A 19,351-nucleotide genomic window follows, 5' to 3' on the forward strand; every position below is an offset into this window, starting at 1 on the left:
AAAAAATATCTTCCCCTATCATTATACCTTAATTATCACAATCGGCCAGATATGACTTCGTTTTTACTGAACTGTTCTGTGTCAATAAGTAAAACAAAAACCCGAAATACAGACGCTCATGTTTGAGTGTCTGTATTTCGAGTAGTAACCCATTGAATGGGTGCTTTTTAATTCCATTTATTTTTCTCTTTGTTCCTTTTTCCACCATAGTGAATCTTTTGGGTTTTCAACAGCTTCTTGATAATCAGATTTAGTAGCAACTGTTGGGTAAGAACCTTTTAGGGATTTTCCTGAAGTACTATTGAACAAGAATACTATCACTAAAAATCCGATAATACTCACGGCTGTTAGATAGAAACCAGGTGCTAAGTTATTCCCCGTTTGGTGAACTAGCCATGTGGAAACTAAGGGGGTAGTTCCACCAAATATTGAAACCGAGACATTAAAGGTCACTGATAATGTCCGATATCGAATATCAGTATAGAACATGGTTGGTAACGATCCAGGCATTGTGCCTTCATAAATTGAAAGCAGAACACCTAGAATTAGAATACCTAACGAAATAAATACTAAAGCATTCAAGTTTATTAAATAAAAAGCAAGGGCAGATAATAGGGTTAATCCGCCTAAACCGATTAAGAGTACAGTCTTATTTCCAATTTTATCACTGAGCTTTCCAAACATTAAAGTAAGTGGCACCATAATAATCATTAGAATCGTAATTAATAGGGTTCCTACTGTACTAGATAATCCAATAATCTCATCTAAATAAGAAGGCATGTATGATAATAGCATATAGCTTGTAATATTAAAGAATGCAACAGCTACAAAACATACAAGAATATCTTTTTTGTGATTTTTAAAAATAGATAGGAAGCTTTCCTCTTGGACTTCATCATCAGAAAGTTCATTTTCAAAAATCGGTGATTCTTCTAAACTTTTTCTTAAGTACAACCCAATAAGCCCTAAAGGTAAGCCGAGTAGAAACGGTATCCTCCACCCCCATGAGGCCATCTGTTGATCAGAAAGAGTGATAAAGAGTGTACTGGCAAGTAGTGAAGCGAATATATAACCAATAAGCGTACCAATTTCTAATCCACTTCCAAGCATATTACGTTTATTGTCTGGAGAAGATTCTGCAATATAGACCATTGCACCAGCGTATTCGCCACCAGTTGAAAAACCCTGAATAATTCTAGCTATTAATAAGAGTATAGGTGCCCATATACCGATTTGATCATATGTAGGTAATAAACCGATTAGTAATGTTGAAAAAGCCATTAAAATAATTGTGGTTGTTAAAACGACTTTTCTTCCTAATTTATCTCCGATTTTACCAAATATAACACCGCCTACTGGGCGCATTAAAAAGGCAATCGCAAATGTTGCAAAGGTGAACACTAATTTTAGCTCATCATTCTCAACAGCACTAAAAAAGTTTTGACTAATGATAACAGCTAAATAGGAATATAAGCCAAAATCAAACCACTCCATAGCGTTTCCTACCCCAGTAGCAAACACACTTTTCTTCGCTTTTTGAATATCTACAACGTTGATTTTTTTCTTGTTAAATTTCATTTTATCATGTCAACTCCACGGGATACAATTATGCAAGAATGAGAAATAAAGTCAAACAGGAGTACAAGCAGATTTTGGGTGTTTTCTAATAAAATTTTGTCTTTTTATGAAAACAATTCCAACAATATTAGAAAAATCGAAAAGCCTTTGTACATTAGTTATTTTGATACAAAAACAGAAAAATATTCGTTTTTTAGCTTACAATAGCCCTTTTTGTTGGTAGGCCCTCTGCATAGAGAAGAAAGCCGGTGAAGAAGGAAATCCCTGATTCCGTAAGGGATGTCTTTCTGCTCTGTTTCCTTACCCCTTGGCATAGTCCAACAAAATTGGAAACGGTTTTGTTGATTCTGTTGTTGACCTGAATTTTGTTGTACTTGAGATGTAGCTTGGGCTTGTTGAACTTGTTGCTGTTCTTGTGCAGTAGCTTGGGCCCCTGCTTGGTTTTGAACTTGTTGAAATTGTTGTTGAGCTTGTTCAAGCTGTTGCTGTGCCTGTTGCAATTGTTGTGGATTTGCATTAAATTGAGCAGATTGAACAGCCTATTGGGCTTGTTGAGCAGCATTGATAGCTTGCTGATATTGTTGTTGTTGATTCTGATTATTTTGTGTCATTTTAAAAGTCTTCTTCACCATTGTTGCTAAAGGCTAAACCTTTAACCTTGTTTATTTTGCATAAAACTTTTGAGATTATTCATGTACAAGGGAGAGAGATCCATTTGCTCCTTTTTCTTGAAGTATTTGTGGAGATAAAGGAAGTGGAAAATCGGCGAAGGGTTTCTAAATGAGGACATCAAAAAACAGAGATTTTATTGACTTAAGGTTTTTAGTTTTTCTGAATCGTTTTCAAATGTATTAACAAGTGATATATTTTTTTCTAATAATTTATTTAGCTTATGGTACGGATCAAAACGTTCACCTGTATTGTTTAGAATATTTAATGACCAAGAAATTGCTTTTAGATATACTTCAATTCCATGATTAGCATTAAAGAGGATAGGGAAAATTAAGGAATCAGCTTTTTATCTACATTATCTATTTTATCTACATTATCTAATAATACTTGTTTTGCTAATAAAGTAGCTGCTGACATAAATCCATCTGCTAAAACAATCATATTATGAATATGGTCATTCCTGTTGGTTCTCCAATTTAAGTAGGCATTTTTTTTAAAATCTGCGTTATAAGAAAATACATTATTCATAATACCCCCTCCAATTTCCCATTATAAATTTTACCAAAGAATAAATTTCCAAAACCAAATGAAAAGCCAACACTATAAAAATATACTGTCGGCTTTTCATTTACATAATCTACCTTACAGATATCTTAACAATCAATGCTACAATTATTATGAGGTGGTACTTTGTTAATTTCTCCAATGCTACTTGCACAAAACAGAGCAACCCTTCGAGGACGATAATTTTATAACTGAACTCAAGTTATCAAGACCTAAATTATAAAAAACCTTAATAAATAAAGGAGAGCACATACTAACCATGTATAATATGTACTCTCCTTTTATCTTTTAATGAACGAACGCACCCGTTAGCCATCCATGAATCGCAAAAATCGGCGATTCACCACAAAGAATGAAAATGGTTAGGAAGTGTCAATACTGATACTGACCTTAATCCAGTCAACCCTAATCTATAAGCTAATTTATTAACGCTCTCCTCTTTTTTTTTACGATTGAGAAGGGTCTTCTTAAGTATTGTCATTTTTCATTTTTAAAGAAACTTATTTTCATGGTAGCTCAATGAATTACAACTCGTTATTTCTCCCAAAGCTCGACCAGTCGACCTTCAGGATCTCTAATCCAAATAAACTTTCCAAATTCACTAATCTCTTTTTTCTTTGCAAGAGGTACACCAATATGTTCAAGATGCTTAATAGTATCGTTTAGATTATGTACTTCGAAATTTAACATCACTTGTTGTTCTGTTGGAAAATAACTGTCATTCTCGGTAAAGAAAGAAAAGATAGTCTCATTTCCTAATTGGGGTTTTATCACAGTCCCATTCCAATTTTCTATTTCAATCTTCAACACTTCACTGTACCATTTTTTTATAACTTCAAGATTCTTAGTTCTCCAAAATATTCCTCCGAAACCTTTTATCATCGTATCTAACTCCTGTCTGTCATCAAATTTTTAGCTATCCGATTACTTTAGATATTCGAGATTTAAATTTAAGTTCCTTCTTCAACTATACTGCCCTATTAGTTCATTAAGAAAAGCGATTCTTATTAAAGAATTGCGCCCGTATAAAAAAACATCTGAGACTTACGAAATGGATGAAAGAGTAAATGGGATTAAGGTTGAATATGTAAAAATAATCGCTATTTCGTATTTAAAGGAGTATCGGTTTCGATGTCTCTTTTTTGCTGTAATATTTCTCGCTGAAAAATACACATGGAAACAGTGAGAAAGTATTTTTTTTTTCGCCAAACTCCCCATTGAGGGAAGTCGTTATAGGTTCTCACCTCAGGGCTTTTCACTTATCTCTTTTCGTTCATGTAAAATTTCTTGAATGATTTCAATATGAACAAAAGCCCATGATTTTTCATGAAAATGAAGAAACACACTTATGGCGAGAATGGAAATATAAGTTAAAATAAAGACAACCCAAAGCAAACTCCCATCTTTGAAAAGGAAATCTTGTAATTGTTTTGAAAACAGAAAAAAAAGCCAAGGTCCAGAGGATATTATAATAGGAATGATTCCCGATCCGTTTTTCTCTTTTATCATACAATAATAAATTTTTTTTAACGTATCGCTATCAATCGAACTATAAAAATTTTGAATTTCTTCCACTTCATTAAGTTTCTTCATACATTTGAAAGATCGGTCATTGTATGAGACTTTTTTTAATTGAAGGTAAATTTTATGAGCATCTCCACGTAATGAAAACATATGTCTAATCTTTTTACTCCTTCCAAAAAAACTCCTTACTAGAGGTTTTGTAATAATCCGTTTTTTTATTTTACAAATTATTGGTACTTCCCATGTAACTAACCTTCCCGTTAGCCACCCATGAAGCGCAAAAATCAGCGCTTCACCACAGAGAATGAAAATGGCGAAAAACCGTCAATACTAATGCTAAGGCTGTGAGAGGAAGGTCGATGAATTATGGTGCCTTAGAGCCCATCCGTTAGTCTGACTCCAACGACCACGGTGCACCACAAACTGTCGCTCCCTTACGGGAAGCACTTATGGTAGATTATCCCTAATTCTGATTGTTGCACCAGCCTCCAATTTTCAAGCCTAGAAAGGAAGATTTCAATGGATGAAATCTTTGAAAAAGCATGTGGTTTGGATGTCCATAAGGACAGTTTCACTGCTTGCATTATGACAACAGAAGAAAAGGAGATTCAAGCGTTTTCTACAAAGACTGTTTTTTATTAAAGTTATTGGACTGGATTAAGGAAAATAATTGTACTCACGTAGCGATGGAAAGCACCAGTGTTTATTGGAAACCTATTGTAAACTTGTTAGAGTCCGAAGGAATTGAGTTTTTAGTTGTAAATGCTCAACACATGAAGGCTCTTCCGGGACGTAAAATGGATGTTAAAGATGCCGAATGGATAGCCCAACTTCTTCGTCATGGATTACTAAAAGCAAGTTTTATTCCAGATCGGAATCAACGAGAACTGCGGGAACTTGTACGCTATCGCCGAAGTATTATAGAAGAAAGAGCCAGACAACATAATCGGATTCAAAAGGTTTTAGAAGGAGCCAATATCAAACTCGGCTCTGTTGTTTCTGATATTATGGGCGTTTCATCGAAGGATATGCTCCGAGCGATTGCGAATGGTGAAGACGATCCTGAAAAACTAGCAAGCTTCGCTCGTCGTACAATGAAGCCAAAAAAAGAAGAACTAGAATTAGCTCTTAAAGGATATGTAACTCACACCAACGATTAATGTTGAAAACCATTCTGACTCACATTGATTTTTTTTAAGTGAACAAATTGAAATGTTGGATCAAGAGATAGCTCAAAGAGTAAGCTCTTATCAGGACGATATAGAACGACTGATTCAATACCTGGTATCGCCACAAGAATGGCTGAGCAAATCTTAGCTGAAATTGGTACGGACGTTGGAAACCAATTCCCGACTGCCGACATTTATGTTCATGGGCAGCATTGGTCCCTGGACACAATAAGAGCGCAGGTAAAAGGAAATCTAGTAGATCTAAAAAGGGAAATAAGTATTTAAGATCCGCATTAACAGAAGCAGCTCAATCAATAAGAGGGTCAAAAAACTATCTTGGTGCACTGTATAGACGCACAGCAGGACGAAAAGGAAAGAAAAAGGCAGCAATTGTAGGTGCCCATGCGATGTTGCGAATCGCATATTACCTTCTAACCCGTAAAGAAATGTATGTCGACTTAGGCGAAGATTACTTTGATAAACAAAGACAAGAATATCAATTGTACGCCATTCGGTTCGAAGACTAGAAAACTTAGGTTATAATGTTACAATTACCGAAGCATCCTAATCCAATTTTCGTATCCATAAACACCTTGATCAGGCGCTCTCCTCTTTTAAAAGAATAAATGACCTGCGTCTTTTAATTATTGCCATTTTTTGGATCTCGCAGAAGTAAATTTTCATGGTAGTTCACTAAGAAAATGTTTTCTTAGTAATTTATGCATCCGGATACGACATAAAAAGAAGCCAACAGATTATCTGCTGACCTTTATAACCTCCTTATTAGACTAATGCACCCGTTAATTTAAAAACAACAATAATGTATACGTTAGTCGTCAAGGCTTTCAATTGGCAACTGGGTACCCATCTCTGCCATGCTTTTGGCTATTTGAGCCAAAGAATAGGCCAGTTCATTCCGTTGTTCTTCCTCTATCGGCACATGGACTTTAATCGTTTTGTTATCTGGGTTGACTCCGAGCGCTATAATATCATATTCATTAATTACCTCATTGCTTTCTTCCATGAATGCTCGGCTCTGTTCTTCCTTTTTCTAATTGTTTAAGTAAACATAGACTAAAAAAAGTATAAACGCGGCCATCAGCACACCTAACCCTAGAAAAACTCGTTTTTTAATTTCTTCACTTTATATCTCCTTGTCCAAAATCCTGTCTCTTTTACATACTCAGCAATCCCCCTTATTGATTCTGTAAATTCAATTCGCATACAAGCGATACTGGTCGCTTAATGTATCTCCATTACCGTAAATATAGGCTTTAGATCCGGATGTATAGGAGGAATTGTCATACTTCCATTTGATTCTGAGACCCATATTCCCTCCTGCTCCATATGTGTTCGTGCCAGTCTTCTTTATATATTGCGAGAAGCTGTCCCATGTCCGGGTACCAACCACACCATCTACTTTCAAATTGTTTTCTTTTTGATATTTCTTTACACCTGCTTCGGTTTTCGGTCCAAAAATCCCATCAACGTCAACGACTGCTGAATCCGTATAAAATCCCATGACATTCAGGATATATTGCATATTCCTGACCTCTACCCCATGAGTGTCCTTCCGCAAAATAGAGTTTTTATCCCAGCTATCTGGGTGGTGAAATCCTGCAGCAGATGCTGAAGCGGTGGAAAAAGATATCCCTAAGGCCATTGCTAATACTACCAAACTAGTAAGTAATTTCTTCATAGCGCCATCTCCCTCTTTTTTGTGAATTCTTACCATTATATTATTTCCTTCCAGATAAGATTTCCCCTTCCGACCAATGTCCTGTTTTGAAACCTGTAGCAAACAGTCACCAAAAGGACTACAGAAATAGGTTAAATATACGCTCACAAAGAGGCTTTCTACGTTTCTAAGTGGCTCATGAAAACATTGTACTTTGTCTACCACTACAACATAGTTGGGGATCACCTACAAAAAATCAATAAAGAAAATCCTTAAAGCATGAAAAGAAGGAGCTCGTACCTTTAAAGTTTTCACTTCTTACTCTACCAATAAGACTGACAATCCCTTGATTTGAACACGAAAGCTAGGTCCAGCACCACCCATGTTTTTTCGAAATGATATTTCCGTCCAAAGATGTAAAATATCCATTTTTCTCATTGAAAGTGAAGGGAATCATTAAAATCAAAGCCTCAAAATAGCCCTTTTTCAACTTCTTTTTCATTCCTTAAAACAAATTATGAGATATCATTTCAAATTCTTCCCTCTCCCTTTATTCCATTCATAATTTGGGCAGCCACGAATCTTCTTTTCCTTTTCAAACTATGCGAAGGTCCACGAATATTATTGCAATGCTGATGGTCATAATAAAACCAATTTAGAATAAAAGAATTTATCGTTCCCCGAGTGTTTCAGAGGAAGGAGGGAAGAATGATTCCTAATCAAAAAGTAAATAAGGGACTCATTGTGTTTGGTACGATCATCATCCAAATAGGTCTTGGCACTATCTACACCTGGAGTTTATTCAATCAGCCCTTGGCAGACAAGTTCGGCTGGAAACTCAGTTCAGTGGCCATCACCTTTTCCATTACAAGCTTTGCTCTAGCATTGGCAACCCTATTTGCCGGGAGACTTCAGGAAAAATGGGGACTGCGTCGGTTAATTGCTTTGGCAGGATTAGTGCTTGGAACGGGATTAGTCGCTAGTTCGTTCGCTTCTTCGTTAATGGTTTTGTACATCACAGCAGGGATTGTCGTGGGGTTCGCAGATGGATTAGCCTACATTACTTCATTGTCCAACCTAATCAAGTGGTTTCCGGAGCGCAAGGGGCTAATTTCAGGAATTTCTGTTTCGGCATACGGAATGGGGAGCTTGTTATTTAAATACATAAACACATGGCTATTAAATAATGTGGGTGCCTCACAGACTTTTTTGTACTGGGGAATCATTGTAATGGCCATGGTAGTGGTTGGGTCGCGTTTTATACGGGAATCATCTGAGACAGTTGAAACTAATGTGTCCTCTCTCAAAGATTCGAACAATTATACCGTCAAGGAAATGATGCGGACAAGAGAGGTATATCTATTGTTTATCATGTTCTTTACCGCTTGCATGAGCGGGCTTTATTTAATCAGTATTGCTAAGGATGTGGGTGTAAAGTTAGCTGGCTTGGATGTAGTCACTGCCGGTAATGCTGTAGCCATGATTGCCATTTTTAACACATTCGGACGGCTGATCCTGGGAGCCCTTTCAGATAAAATCGGCCGGATGAAGGTGATTGCCTTTAACTTCTTTGTTACAGCTGCTGCAGTTCTGGTATTAAGCCTGGGGAATATTAGATATGGTCTCTTTTTTGCCTGTGTGGCTGGCATCGCCTTTTGCTTTGGAGGCAATATTACCGTATTTCCAGCCATTGTTGGTGATTATTTCGGGTTAAAAAATCACAGCAAAAATTATAGTATCGTATATCAGGGATTCGGCCTTGGTGCCCTTTCAGGCGCCTTTATTGGGGCAATCATCAATGGATTTAAACCAACTTTCATGATAATAGCCATATTATGCATCGTGTCCTTCATAATTGCTCTCAGGGTGAAGCCGCCTATCGCGCGCAGTGGAAACCCGGTATAAAGTTCCCTTTGAGGAGCTAGGTGAACTATGCAACAAAGGGCTTATGGTTGTATCCGCAAATACAAAAAAACATATACCATTATGAACAAACAGGAGGAAAAGAATGAAGCAAACAATCGCAGATTTATTAATTGACTCATTATTGCGTGCTGGGGTGAAAAGGATTTATGGGATTGTTGGAGATTCCTTGAATGCTGTCCTAGATTCAATCAGGCGTTCTGGCAAGATTGAGTGGATTGGGGTTCGACATGAAGAGGTAGCGGCATTTGCTGCAGGTTCGGATTCCCTGTTGAGTGGCAGCATTGCTGTTTGTGCAGGCAGCAGCGGCCCTGGTAATCTTCATCTTATCAATGGTTTATATGATTGCCATCGAAGCCGGATTCCCGTTTTAGCCATCGCAGCCCAAATTCCAAGCAACGAAATCGGCAGTGAGTTTTTCCAGCAGACGCATCCCGAACATCTGTTTAAGGAATGCAGCCACTTCAGTGAGGTGGTGACAAAGCCTGAACAGATGCCTCGAATGGTTACAATCGCCATGCAGCATGCAGTTTCTAGAAAAGGTGTAGCTGTCTTGGTTCTGCCAGGAGATGTAGCAGCAATGCCTGACAATCAAACCGTCCCGGAACAGGTTGTACATGTGACACAACCTATTGTTCGTCCATCCGATGCCGAATTGAAAAAACTGGCGGAATATCTAAATGGCGGGAAACGGATTACTTTATTATGCGGTGCAGGATGTGAAGGCGCCCATTCACAACTAATGGAACTCTGTGACCGATTGAAGTCCCCTATGGTCATTGCCCTAAGGGGGAAAGAACATCTAGAGTATGATAACCCTTACTCTGTAGGTCTTACCGGCCTAATCGGCTACTCTTCCGGCTTTCACGCAATGATGGATTGTGATGTATTGCTGATGCTCGGTACCGATTTCCCTTATAGACAATTCTTTCCTAAGAAAGCCAGTATCCTTCAGGTTGACCTCAGGGCAGAGAATCTTGGGCGCCGGGCAAATCTAGCCTTGGGGCTTTGCGGTGATGTCAAGAACACGGTCGAAGCTTTGCTTCCTTACCTAACAGAGACGCATAGCTTGCGGCACCTGGATAAATATGTGGATCATTATAAAGATGTCCGCGAAGGGCTTGATGAACTTGCGGTAGGGAAACCAGGCCATACACCGATTCACCCTCAATATTTAACGAAAATGGTCAGTGATCTTGCCAGTGAGGATGCTGTATTTACATGTGACGTTGGAACACCTACCTTGTGGGCAGCTAGGTACCTCGAAATGAATGGGAAAAGAAGATTATTGGGATCATTCAACCACGGTTCGATGGCAAATGCCTTGCCGCAAGCAATTGGGGCTCAGTGCATCGATTCATGCAGGCAAGTTATTGCCCTTTCAGGCGACGGTGGTCTTGCCATGTTAATGGGAGATATGCTAACTCTTCAACAGCATAAACTGCCCGTAAAGATCATCGTTTTCAATAACAGTGCGCTAAGCTTTGTCGAATTGGAAATGAAGGCAGCAGGCTATTTGGAGACCGGTACAGAGCTTAAAAACCCGAATCTAGCAGCCGTTGCCCAAGCAATGGGAATCATGGGGATACGCGTAGAAGACCCGGCAGACCTCCCGGATGCACTGAAGCGGGCTTTTGAACATAATGGACCTGTATTATTGGATGTACTCGTGAATCGCCAGGAAATATCCCTTCCCCCACGAATTGAATTTGGCCAGGCACAGGGTTTCACATTATGGATGGTCAAGGCAGTTCTGAATGGTGACGGTAATAAATTAATTGAACTTGCCAAGACAAACCTCCTTCGCTAGGTTCGATAAAAAGGGATTCATATACTAACTTTGGATCCCTGATTATTTTGGGTGATTTATGAAATGAGTATTTAATTATAATGATTTTTGGTTTCCTAGTTCTAGGTTTAACAACAAATGCTAACGTATTTGTTATTCTAACTGCTGAAATCTTAACATTTATGAGCTATTCTGCTATTCAAGTATCATTGAACACTCTTATTCCCAAAACATTAAATGCATCCAAAATTGGGGTTGGTCTTGGTTTATATAACTTGTTAAACTTTGTAGGCATGGCTTTTGGTCCAGCAGTAGCAAGTATTAAAAGGCATGAGCCCGGTAGATTACCGGGTTCATGCCCTCAAGGCTGCCTAAGTAAATAAAATGTCTAACTTTTTGGGTTCACTTCAAAGATGGTCCTTTCATTATGTATGCCTACAATTTTAGGGATGTTTTTCTTTAAGTAATTGTTAGGATTTGTACTCCTTGAGTTTCTTGACTTTATAACCAAGAAAAATCATTACACATAAAATATATGTATTGTCAACACTATTGAAAAGAGGGTATTGAAGGCATTAGTTTAACTATGAAAAAAGCTTCCGTGGAAACCTTTTAAACAGAGATATATAAAGCTATAACACATTTCTTAAGTTGACACCTTTTTAACACATTTTTTAAATGTCCAATCAAATAGAATTGCTCTGTTATAAAATATTAAAAAGCAGAGGAGTGATTATTTGAATTTATTGGACATAAAAGGATCATATGAATTGATCGCTGGTTTGGGCAGCTGGTGTGGTCCTGCCCTCCATACAAAGAGGCATAATTTAAGAAGGAATTCATTTCCCTTGGATTGGGTTCAATCTGGTTTTCTCCCTGAAGTAAATAGATTATTAAAGAATAAATTTGAGGGATATATGGAGTTAGAAAATATGCATGAGAAAAATATACTCGCTCATTTTGTTGATGAAGGAAATGTTGTTCTTGAACCAGGGGGTACTCAACCATCAAAAGCACATTTTGTTCATGATAGCAAATATAAAATTGATTCCGTTCATGATTTTCCGATGATTCCAGACCAAGATTGGATTGTTCAATATCCAGCATTTAAAAATAAGCTGAATCACCGCATCCAAAATTTCCTTACAAAAATCCAACAAAGTAAAAATACTTTATTCATCAGATATGAGTGGTCAACGGCGAACTATGAAGATATTATTGAATTGCAATCTATTTTATCACAACTTACAACGGGTAAGTTTAACCTGTTGATTATGCAGCCTGTAGATGGTTTAAATGGAGTTATAGACATGAACTGGCCAAATGATGGGATTTGCTTTGTACAAGTTCCTCGTAATGATCCCAGTAATAATGCCATTTGGGATCAGGTTTTAAAGGGAATAACTTTAACGAATTAAAAAGGATGATCGTTTTAGGCTGCCTTCTTCTAATGAGAAGTTGCCTTTTTTTCTAAAAAGAGCAGAATAGAGCTATAAATGATTGGATGAAAATAATTAAGAAACCCAGCTAATCTTCTAATGTGAAGATAGCTGGGTTTTTAAAGTCGGATGTGCAAAATAACACTTAAAATAAGTGCATATTATCGGTCAAAGTGACACTTTTTAGGCTTGATATATGATACTAAGTAATGATTGTTTTTAAAGGCGCCCTTATTTGAAGCAAGTACGTTTGTTAGTATTCATCTATATTTAGCCATTGACCTTCTGGACCTATGGTTATATATGGAATTTCAGTCGTTTCAAAGAACTTGCAAATATCAATGTTTTTCTTATTTGTTTTATACCAATGTTTAGTAACATCTACGTTAGAAAAAACTAATAATTCATTTATGGTAGACTTGACTATAGAAAGTTAAAAGTTAAAAGTCAATAATCAATAATCAATATCATAATAATAACCTTATTTATCAAGGATTAAGTAGGTTACCTGCATGTTTTTTTCTTTTCTAGCTCTAATTATCCACATATAATGATTAGCTTCATGATCATCTTCACCTAATCCGTTTTTACTGAACTGTTCCGGGAAAGCATGAAATGATTTCTTTACTGCGGCGAAGATTGGAAATTTCCGGCTGATTATAAAACTTGTCCTAAAGATTAATAGGCAAAAAGAGCTTTACTAATGGTTGATCAGTTAGGGTTAAGTGTGACCATGATAATCTATCTATATAAGACAGTAATATGCTGGTTTATGAACTTTCAATGGAGATTTTCTTCATTAATCGTTTTAATTTATCTTCTGTAGCTGTTCCCTCTACTGGTGTATAGATACTGCACCTTAAGTCCATGTCCCCCTGGACTTGGAGAGAAGTTAAATTAAACAGCATCTTTCCGGCTTTAGCATGTCTAAATTCAATCATCATTTCAGGAGCTTTGCTCACTTGACTTTCTTGCCATAAAGATTGAAATTCCGGGTGAGAATTACTCATTTCATTAATAAATAGGTTATACCATTCATCCCCTAAGTATTGACCATAATAGGCACGAAAAATGGAAAGAAATCCTTTAACAAAATGTTCCCAATTCACAGCTAATGCTTTTAATTCTTTTCTTGTAAATATTAGATGGATCAAATTTCGTTGGTCATCCGGGAGTTGTTCAAAATCTAAAAATACATGAGCAGCAGCATTATTCCACCCTACAATATGACAATGTCGATCTGTAATGATAGTAGGGCAATACGTTAACTCAGCTAAAATTCTTTCCAAAGAAGGACTAAGTTTTGGCTGATCCTTCTTTCGATGAATAATGGATGATTTCACTTCTAAAGCTAAATCATATAGATACTCCCGTTCATCATTATTTAATTGTAGAGCTGTAGATATGCAATCCAATACGCTTGTAGAGACCTTTATATCCCGACCTTGCTCTAGCCACGTATACCAAGTAGTACTAACTCCCGCCAAATGTGCAACTTCTTCTCTTCGTAAGCCAGGTGTTCTTCTCCGTGCACCGGCAGGTATACCTATAGATTCAGGCTTTATTTGGGATCGCTTCGTTTTCAAAAATGAAGACAACGCTTCAAGTCTGGTTTTATCATTCATTTCTAACCTCCATCATAACAATTTAACCTAGTAGTTATTATACCAGGATAAACGCTCACTTGTAATAGGATAACTCCGAAGTATAATACAAGTATACTATTCATTTGGAGTGATGAAAAATGGAAAGAGTCGTTATTACAGGAATGGGAGTAGTCTCTCCTATTGGAAACAACGTAGAAAAATTTTGGAGAAATCTGACTGAAGGGAAGTCGGGCATTTCCTCTATTGATACATTTGACGTAAGCAATCATAAAGCAAAAATTGCAGGAATTATTCGTGATTTTAATGCAGATGATATCTTAGGAAAAAATGAAGCACGACGTCTAGATCGCTTTACTCAATTTGCCTTGGCTGCTGCTGAACAAGCTTGGACTGATTCTAATTTAGATATTGAGGATATCAATCTGGAAAGACTTGGCGTATATGTTGGTTCTGGGATAGGAGGAATTGAAACATTGATTGATAATGTGGATACTCTTCGAGAGAAAGGTCCAAGAAGAGTTAGTCCAACCCTGGTACCAGCCATGATTTCAAATGCAGCCGCAGCCCAAATTAGTATTAAGTGGAACGCAATGGGACCTACTATGTCACCTGTTTCTGCTTGTGCGATCGGTAATACAGCTATTGGTGAAGCATTCAGACTTATTCGCTTTGGAGAAGCTGATGCCGTTTTTGCAGGAGGAGCAGAGGCAGCTATAACAGATTTATCTTTAGCTAGTTTTGGTAATGCTACAGCATTATCAACGAGAAACGATAATCCAACTAAAGCTAGCCGTCCTTTTGATGTAAATCGAGATGGATTTGTCATGTCAGAAGGAGCAGGAATTTTAATCTTGGAATCTTTGTCCCACGCTTTACGTAGAGATGCAAAAATTTATGCAGAAGTCATTGGGTATGGTGCAAGTTCTGATGCCTATCATATGGTAGCTACACACCCAGAAGGTAAAGGAGCCTATCTTGCAATGAAAATGGCTTTGAAAAATGCAAAAATTTCTCCTGAAGAGATTGATGTCATTAGCGCTCATGCAACAAGTACAGAAGTTGGAGATCGTTCTGAGACACTGGCAATTAAAAATCTATTTGAATCAAAAGCTTATCAAATCCCAATAACAGCTAATAAATCTATGCTTGGTCACATGTTAGGAGCAGCTGGAGGCGTGGAAGCAATTGCTTTGGCAAAAAGTTTAGAGGAAGGAATTATTCCTCCAACCATCAACTTAGAAAAGCCTGATTCATTATGTGATTTAGATTATGTACCGGGTATTGCCCGTAAGGTGGAAATAAGTACTGGTCTATCCAATTCATTTGGTTTTGGAGGTCATAATGCAGCAATCGTTTTAAAAAAATTCGAGTGAATTAACTTTCGCATCGTATTTTCAAAAGATCCTCAAGAGAAACTTTAGTTAGTTACCTTAATGGGTCTTTTAGGTAATTAACTACGAAAAAGCCCTTTTTTCTTCGATTAAGGGCTTGTCTCTTGTTCATAAAGCCATATTTTTCAAATACCTTTAGCTACATCGACTAAATGGAGGAATTTTATGAAGCCTTAAAGGTAAAGAAACTGCAATAAACAATCACAAAGGAAAATTAGCACGAATGGTCTTCAAGAAAATATATCGTTCAGTATCGATCTGTATTTGTGGTTCTATCCCTCATCGACTAATTGATTTTTTCTTAAATCAATCAATTTACTCAATATCATCGATATTTGCTTTACGATATTACACCTGCTTTATTTAATAGCTCTCTAGCTATATCATCAAGTTCATTGATCGTTATATCAGGAATTGTTCTTTGGACCAATTTATCTCTAATGGAGGCAATCATTTTGCAATCATTTTTCCCTACCTCATTATCTTTTATCATCAATATAAACAAGGCTAAATTTTTCTTCGATTAAGAAAATGACCACAAAAAAGATCTAGTACAAATGACTAGATTCTCTTTTTAATATCTTCCCTTATCGATTCAATGATAGTACCTGATAAATTTGTTGGAAGAGATGAACCATCCTCAAAAACCCATGTATTAATTATTTCAAGATCTTCTTTTTTAAAAGTAATGCTATAATCTTTTTCATTGTGAGTAAAATCAGCTGTAACCGATTCTTCACCATCAAACTCGTCATCAATAATCATATTTTTTATTTCATATGGCTTCACGTTGTAATCTCCTTTTTATCATTCTTGTATATAGAATTGGCTTTATATGATTGTTTATTCATTTTTTTCACGCCAAATCAAAAAGCGAAGGGTTATTTTCAGGAGATGAACGCATTAAAACAATTCAGAAACCAAAAAGTCGATACCATCAAATAAGCGTCAAGAAAAGAAAAAAACATGTAGGTAACCTAATTCATCCATAATTAAAGATTGAGTTTAATAAATAAAGTCAATCAAAACATAAAATCCACATATAATGATTAGCTTCATGATCATCTTCACCTAATCCGTTTTTACTGAACTGTTCCGAGAACGCATGAAATGAATGCTTTACTACGGTAAGAATGGAGATTTCAGGCTGTTGATAAAACTTGTCTTAATATAGGAGTATTATTAGGCAAAAAAACTGCGGATTAGGGGAAAATCGGAGCATATGGCAAAAGGAAGCAAGTTGCACTGTTAAATGCCCTCTTCCTGACTTCTTATAAACCAAACAGCAATAAAACAAGGGTTACTTACTGTTCAAAGTAAGCAACACTTGTCTACCAATCCTTACCCAAGCAATAATTAGTGGGTACTTTTTCTTTTCTACAAAAAAACAACCTAATAATATTGGTTGACACAGGACTATCTAATGGCTTTATTAGGATTCCCCATCCCCATTATCAAAAAATGAATCAAATCCCCCATCAAGATCCTCTGTTGCTTCTTCAAACATTTCCTCAATATCAAAACCTTCCATCATCTCAGTAAATAACATAGTCCCTAAAACACCCACTGCTAATCCACCAACCATTCCAGGTATAGCGTTTCCCATTTGAGAAGCTCGACCATGATGCTGGTTTGCGGAATAAGAGAAGGGCTGTGTAAAAGCATAAGGCTGATCAATAGCTTCCGATATATATTTTCCTAGTAGTTTTTCAAGTCCTGCTTCATGCTCAAGAACATTTTGATTTAAATGAAACTCACGTTTTGCTTCAATTTCCTTGTAGCCGCTGTTACAGTCAACTTCCATCCAGACCCTGATACCTGATTCTTCATTGGCAAACCGCATTTCAACTTCATTTACTTGTCCCATGAATTGTTGAGTGGGAAAAAAAGCAAATTCCTGTCCATATTGGTCGAGTTTACCCGAGTCGGCTGTCTCGCGGAAACCTAATTGAGCCATTGCATTAAAAATGGATTGGATAGATTTTTGGGATTGGATGACTAGCCGGTCTACATCTTTGCGGTCAACCCCACCCTCAATATCAAGATGTGTATCCAAATAGTATGAGACAGTTCCACTAGAAATAGGTATATTCGTAGGTAGGACGTAATGAAAAGGAATGACCTTACGTTCTTTGGGGTGAATACAATCTCGATTAATTAATGGTATATGGGCAACTTCCTTAGAAACGCTTCCTTGTTTTAATACCGCATTCATCATAAACCGGACAGTCAATTGATTAATTTTCTGCTCCACCTCACCACCTTGAATGACAACCTCCCCTTGAATGCTTTCTCCCGCTTGATAATTACGATTACCACATTGTAAATCTACAGTTGCGGCTCCTTTTCCTAAACTTGCTAAAATTTTTTTGAACATGCTTCCTCTTCCTTTCGAAATTATCTAAAATCGTCTTAAGAATATGTAAGTAAAATGGGGCGTAATAAGAAATGACAAAAAATCTATGCGTAGTTCAGGAAATTTCTAAATTACCCTTGATAGTAATACGTCGAAAAATGAAAATAGTTTCAAATGATTTTACCGCAGCAGGTGATCTTCATATGATAAGCAGTACGTAATCTTTTTTCTGATGCTGGTGATGGACTATTGGCCTTTATTTTTCATGAAAATGGTCAAAAACCAAAGGAGTCCCACCGCCCGAATTCAGCAAGTTAGAGGCACCCTTTGAAAGGTGTTGGTAGAATGCATTGGTTATGAACGGCTATATTTACAAACACAAGTTAAATGTGTTTCTTATCGAATTGACCTTGTGATAAACCGTTTAGATTGAATGTGATGGAAAGGTATATCGTTCCTCTCCAGCGCAAAAGGCATATGATAGAAAGAAAGATACGATTCATTGGCAGCAACATTATGAATCACACGCCTCAAGTTCTAAAGAGAGTTAAAACACAATTACATTAAAAAGAGAAGGATAGATACCTTCTCTTTAACTAGTGATTATTGTTTATTTAGGGGGAAAACAGCGACTATACGACGAAGCATAGATATAGAGAGAGTTCAATTTTCGCTCTAAAAAAAGAATGCCTGGGGCTAACAATTCTGCGCCCTGGCATTTTTTGAAAGTACTTTTATAACAAGAAGATCATCTTTATTAAGCTATTTATAATGGTCAAATTCTCCATTCCCATAACTTAATTAGCCTTTACATCTAATTTATCCTCGCTGGTAAAACAAACCCATTCCATCCCCCTTAAATGCATGCGCTTACATTTAATTCCTCATTAACACTTCACTTTTTGTCAACAGATCCGTTCATAATTAAAAGCGAAAGGCAACACTCAGATTTAAATAATTTCAGTTCAATTAAACCTTACTGGCAAAGGAATATTCCTATATCTAAGATATATAGAAATAACCGACTTCACTTACAACTTAATAGATGTAAGAACCCTATTATAATTTCTGGATTATGGATTGTAATTCATCCTGAAGATTTCCTTTTGAAAAAGCAGAGTTCAGAATTTCATGAACAGTATTTAAGGAAATTTGAAGTTTTTCTTCACCTAATGTAGTTAAACGTGTGTAGATACCTCTTCGATCATCTTCACATATATGCCTTTGTAATGCTCCGCAGCTTTTTGCTTCCAGCCTGCCTACCAGCCTTGAAATAGCACTTTGACTTAATCCTACCATCTCTTGTAATTGTTGTAGCCTCAATTGTTTATCGCTTGTTTTGGATAAAAAGTATAGAACGTAAAATTCTTTTAACGACAGGTTATGATTTTTTTGCAAAGCACTTTCCAGCTCATTAGTAATGCTCAATTGAATATTAGTAAGAGATAGCCAATTATCTAAATACTTCTTTTCTTGGTTGTTTGTCATGCCCATTCCACCCTGTTCTAGCCTTTATAATTAATATATGGCACTTTAAATGATTATCGTCATGGATTTAAATTTATTACTCGAGACTTTGTTCTAAAAATATTTCATTAAAAATCGAGTTTACCGAAGCAAGGTTTTAACGGTCAAAAGTACGTGCATCTTTATTTAGCCTT

Annotated in this window: 15 protein-coding genes and 2 pseudogenes; 6 read left to right on the forward strand and 11 right to left on the reverse strand. The window is 36.7% G+C overall.

Features of this window, described 5'->3' with window-relative positions; translation table 11 throughout:
* Positions 1 to 177 precede the first annotated feature (177 nt).
* From ACFX4I_RS18230 to ACFX4I_RS18250, 5 genes are all read right to left on the reverse strand, one after another.
* A complete protein-coding gene (locus tag ACFX4I_RS18230; RefSeq protein WP_230302531.1) occupies positions 178 to 1,578 on the reverse strand; it encodes an MFS transporter in 1,401 nt (466 codons plus the stop codon).
* Between the two features lie 158 nt (positions 1,579 to 1,736).
* Positions 1,737 to 2,078, reverse strand: coding sequence for a hypothetical protein (locus tag ACFX4I_RS18235; protein ID WP_377422159.1), 342 nt, complete (start codon positions 2,076 to 2,078; stop codon positions 1,737 to 1,739).
* Positions 2,079 to 2,580: 502 nt separating this feature from the next.
* Positions 2,581 to 2,778, reverse strand: a complete 198-nt coding sequence (locus ACFX4I_RS18240) for a hypothetical protein (protein ID WP_377422160.1) — start codon at positions 2,776 to 2,778, stop codon at positions 2,581 to 2,583.
* A 570-nt stretch (positions 2,779 to 3,348) separates the two neighbouring features.
* Positions 3,349 to 3,696, reverse strand: coding sequence for a VOC family protein (locus tag ACFX4I_RS18245; protein ID WP_377422162.1), 348 nt, complete (start codon positions 3,694 to 3,696; stop codon positions 3,349 to 3,351).
* A 363-nt stretch (positions 3,697 to 4,059) separates the two neighbouring features.
* Positions 4,060 to 4,488, reverse strand: a complete 429-nt coding sequence (locus tag ACFX4I_RS18250; RefSeq protein WP_377422164.1) for a hypothetical protein — start codon at positions 4,486 to 4,488, stop codon at positions 4,060 to 4,062.
* A gap of 369 nt (positions 4,489 to 4,857) precedes the next feature.
* Here ACFX4I_RS18250 and ACFX4I_RS18255 point away from each other — a divergent pair.
* A pseudogene (locus ACFX4I_RS18255) lies at positions 4,858 to 6,075 on the forward strand (IS110 family RNA-guided transposase).
* A gap of 261 nt (positions 6,076 to 6,336) precedes the next feature.
* On the opposite strand, the gene ACFX4I_RS18260 reads toward ACFX4I_RS18255, so the two are convergent.
* Positions 6,337 to 6,531 carry a hypothetical protein gene (locus tag ACFX4I_RS18260; protein WP_377422166.1) on the reverse strand — a complete coding sequence of 65 codons (195 nt, stop codon included), beginning with the start codon at positions 6,529 to 6,531 and terminating at the stop codon, positions 6,337 to 6,339.
* A gap of 189 nt (positions 6,532 to 6,720) precedes the next feature.
* On the reverse strand, positions 6,721 to 7,206 hold the full coding sequence (locus ACFX4I_RS18265; RefSeq protein WP_230302526.1) for a peptidoglycan-binding domain-containing protein: 486 nt from the start codon (positions 7,204 to 7,206) through the stop codon (positions 6,721 to 6,723).
* Between the two features lie 687 nt (positions 7,207 to 7,893).
* Between ACFX4I_RS18265 and ACFX4I_RS18270 the strand changes: the two genes are divergently transcribed.
* From ACFX4I_RS18270 to ACFX4I_RS18285, 4 genes and pseudogenes are all read left to right on the forward strand, one after another.
* Positions 7,894 to 9,090: an L-lactate MFS transporter gene (locus ACFX4I_RS18270; protein ID WP_230302525.1), complete on the forward strand. Its 1,197-nt coding sequence runs from the start codon at positions 7,894 to 7,896 to the stop codon at positions 9,088 to 9,090.
* A gap of 103 nt (positions 9,091 to 9,193) precedes the next feature.
* Positions 9,194 to 10,918, forward strand: coding sequence for a ubiquinone-dependent pyruvate dehydrogenase (gene poxB / locus ACFX4I_RS18275; protein WP_377422168.1), 1,725 nt, complete (start codon positions 9,194 to 9,196; stop codon positions 10,916 to 10,918).
* Between the two features lie 74 nt (positions 10,919 to 10,992).
* Positions 10,993 to 11,217: pseudogene (locus tag ACFX4I_RS18280) on the forward strand (MFS transporter); the annotation flags it as partial.
* Positions 11,218 to 11,634: 417 nt separating this feature from the next.
* A complete protein-coding gene (locus ACFX4I_RS18285) occupies positions 11,635 to 12,315 on the forward strand; it encodes a DUF1796 family putative cysteine peptidase (RefSeq protein WP_309518817.1) in 681 nt (226 codons plus the stop codon).
* 791 nt (positions 12,316 to 13,106) lie between these two features.
* Here ACFX4I_RS18285 and ACFX4I_RS18290 read toward each other — a convergent pair.
* The gene (locus ACFX4I_RS18290) at positions 13,107 to 13,961 is read right to left on the reverse strand and encodes a helix-turn-helix transcriptional regulator (RefSeq protein ID WP_230300686.1); all 855 of its coding nucleotides are present in this window, start codon (positions 13,959 to 13,961) and stop codon (positions 13,107 to 13,109) included.
* A gap of 119 nt (positions 13,962 to 14,080) precedes the next feature.
* On the opposite strand from ACFX4I_RS18290, the gene fabF reads away from it, so the two are divergent.
* Entirely contained in the window at positions 14,081 to 15,316 is a 1,236-nt protein-coding gene (gene fabF / locus ACFX4I_RS18295; RefSeq protein ID WP_377422171.1) for a beta-ketoacyl-ACP synthase II, read from the forward strand.
* A gap of 579 nt (positions 15,317 to 15,895) precedes the next feature.
* Here the strand turns inward: fabF and ACFX4I_RS18300 are convergent.
* The 3 genes from ACFX4I_RS18300 to ACFX4I_RS18310 all read right to left on the reverse strand — a co-directional run bounded on the left by ACFX4I_RS18300 (position 15,896) and on the right by ACFX4I_RS18310 (position 19,178).
* The gene (locus ACFX4I_RS18300; RefSeq protein WP_377422173.1) at positions 15,896 to 16,123 is read right to left on the reverse strand and encodes a hypothetical protein; all 228 of its coding nucleotides are present in this window, start codon (positions 16,121 to 16,123) and stop codon (positions 15,896 to 15,898) included.
* A 643-nt stretch (positions 16,124 to 16,766) separates the two neighbouring features.
* On the reverse strand, positions 16,767 to 17,711 hold the full coding sequence (locus tag ACFX4I_RS18305) for a sporulation protein (protein WP_377422175.1): 945 nt from the start codon (positions 17,709 to 17,711) through the stop codon (positions 16,767 to 16,769).
* A 1,038-nt stretch (positions 17,712 to 18,749) separates the two neighbouring features.
* Positions 18,750 to 19,178, reverse strand: a complete 429-nt coding sequence (locus ACFX4I_RS18310; protein WP_377422177.1) for a MarR family winged helix-turn-helix transcriptional regulator — start codon at positions 19,176 to 19,178, stop codon at positions 18,750 to 18,752.
* Between the last annotated feature and the right edge of the window lie 173 nt (positions 19,179 to 19,351).

This window comes from Peribacillus sp. YIM B13472, assembly GCF_042788005.1.
In the GTDB taxonomy this organism is placed as follows: Bacteria; Bacillota; Bacilli; order Bacillales; family DSM-1321; genus Peribacillus; species Peribacillus simplex_E.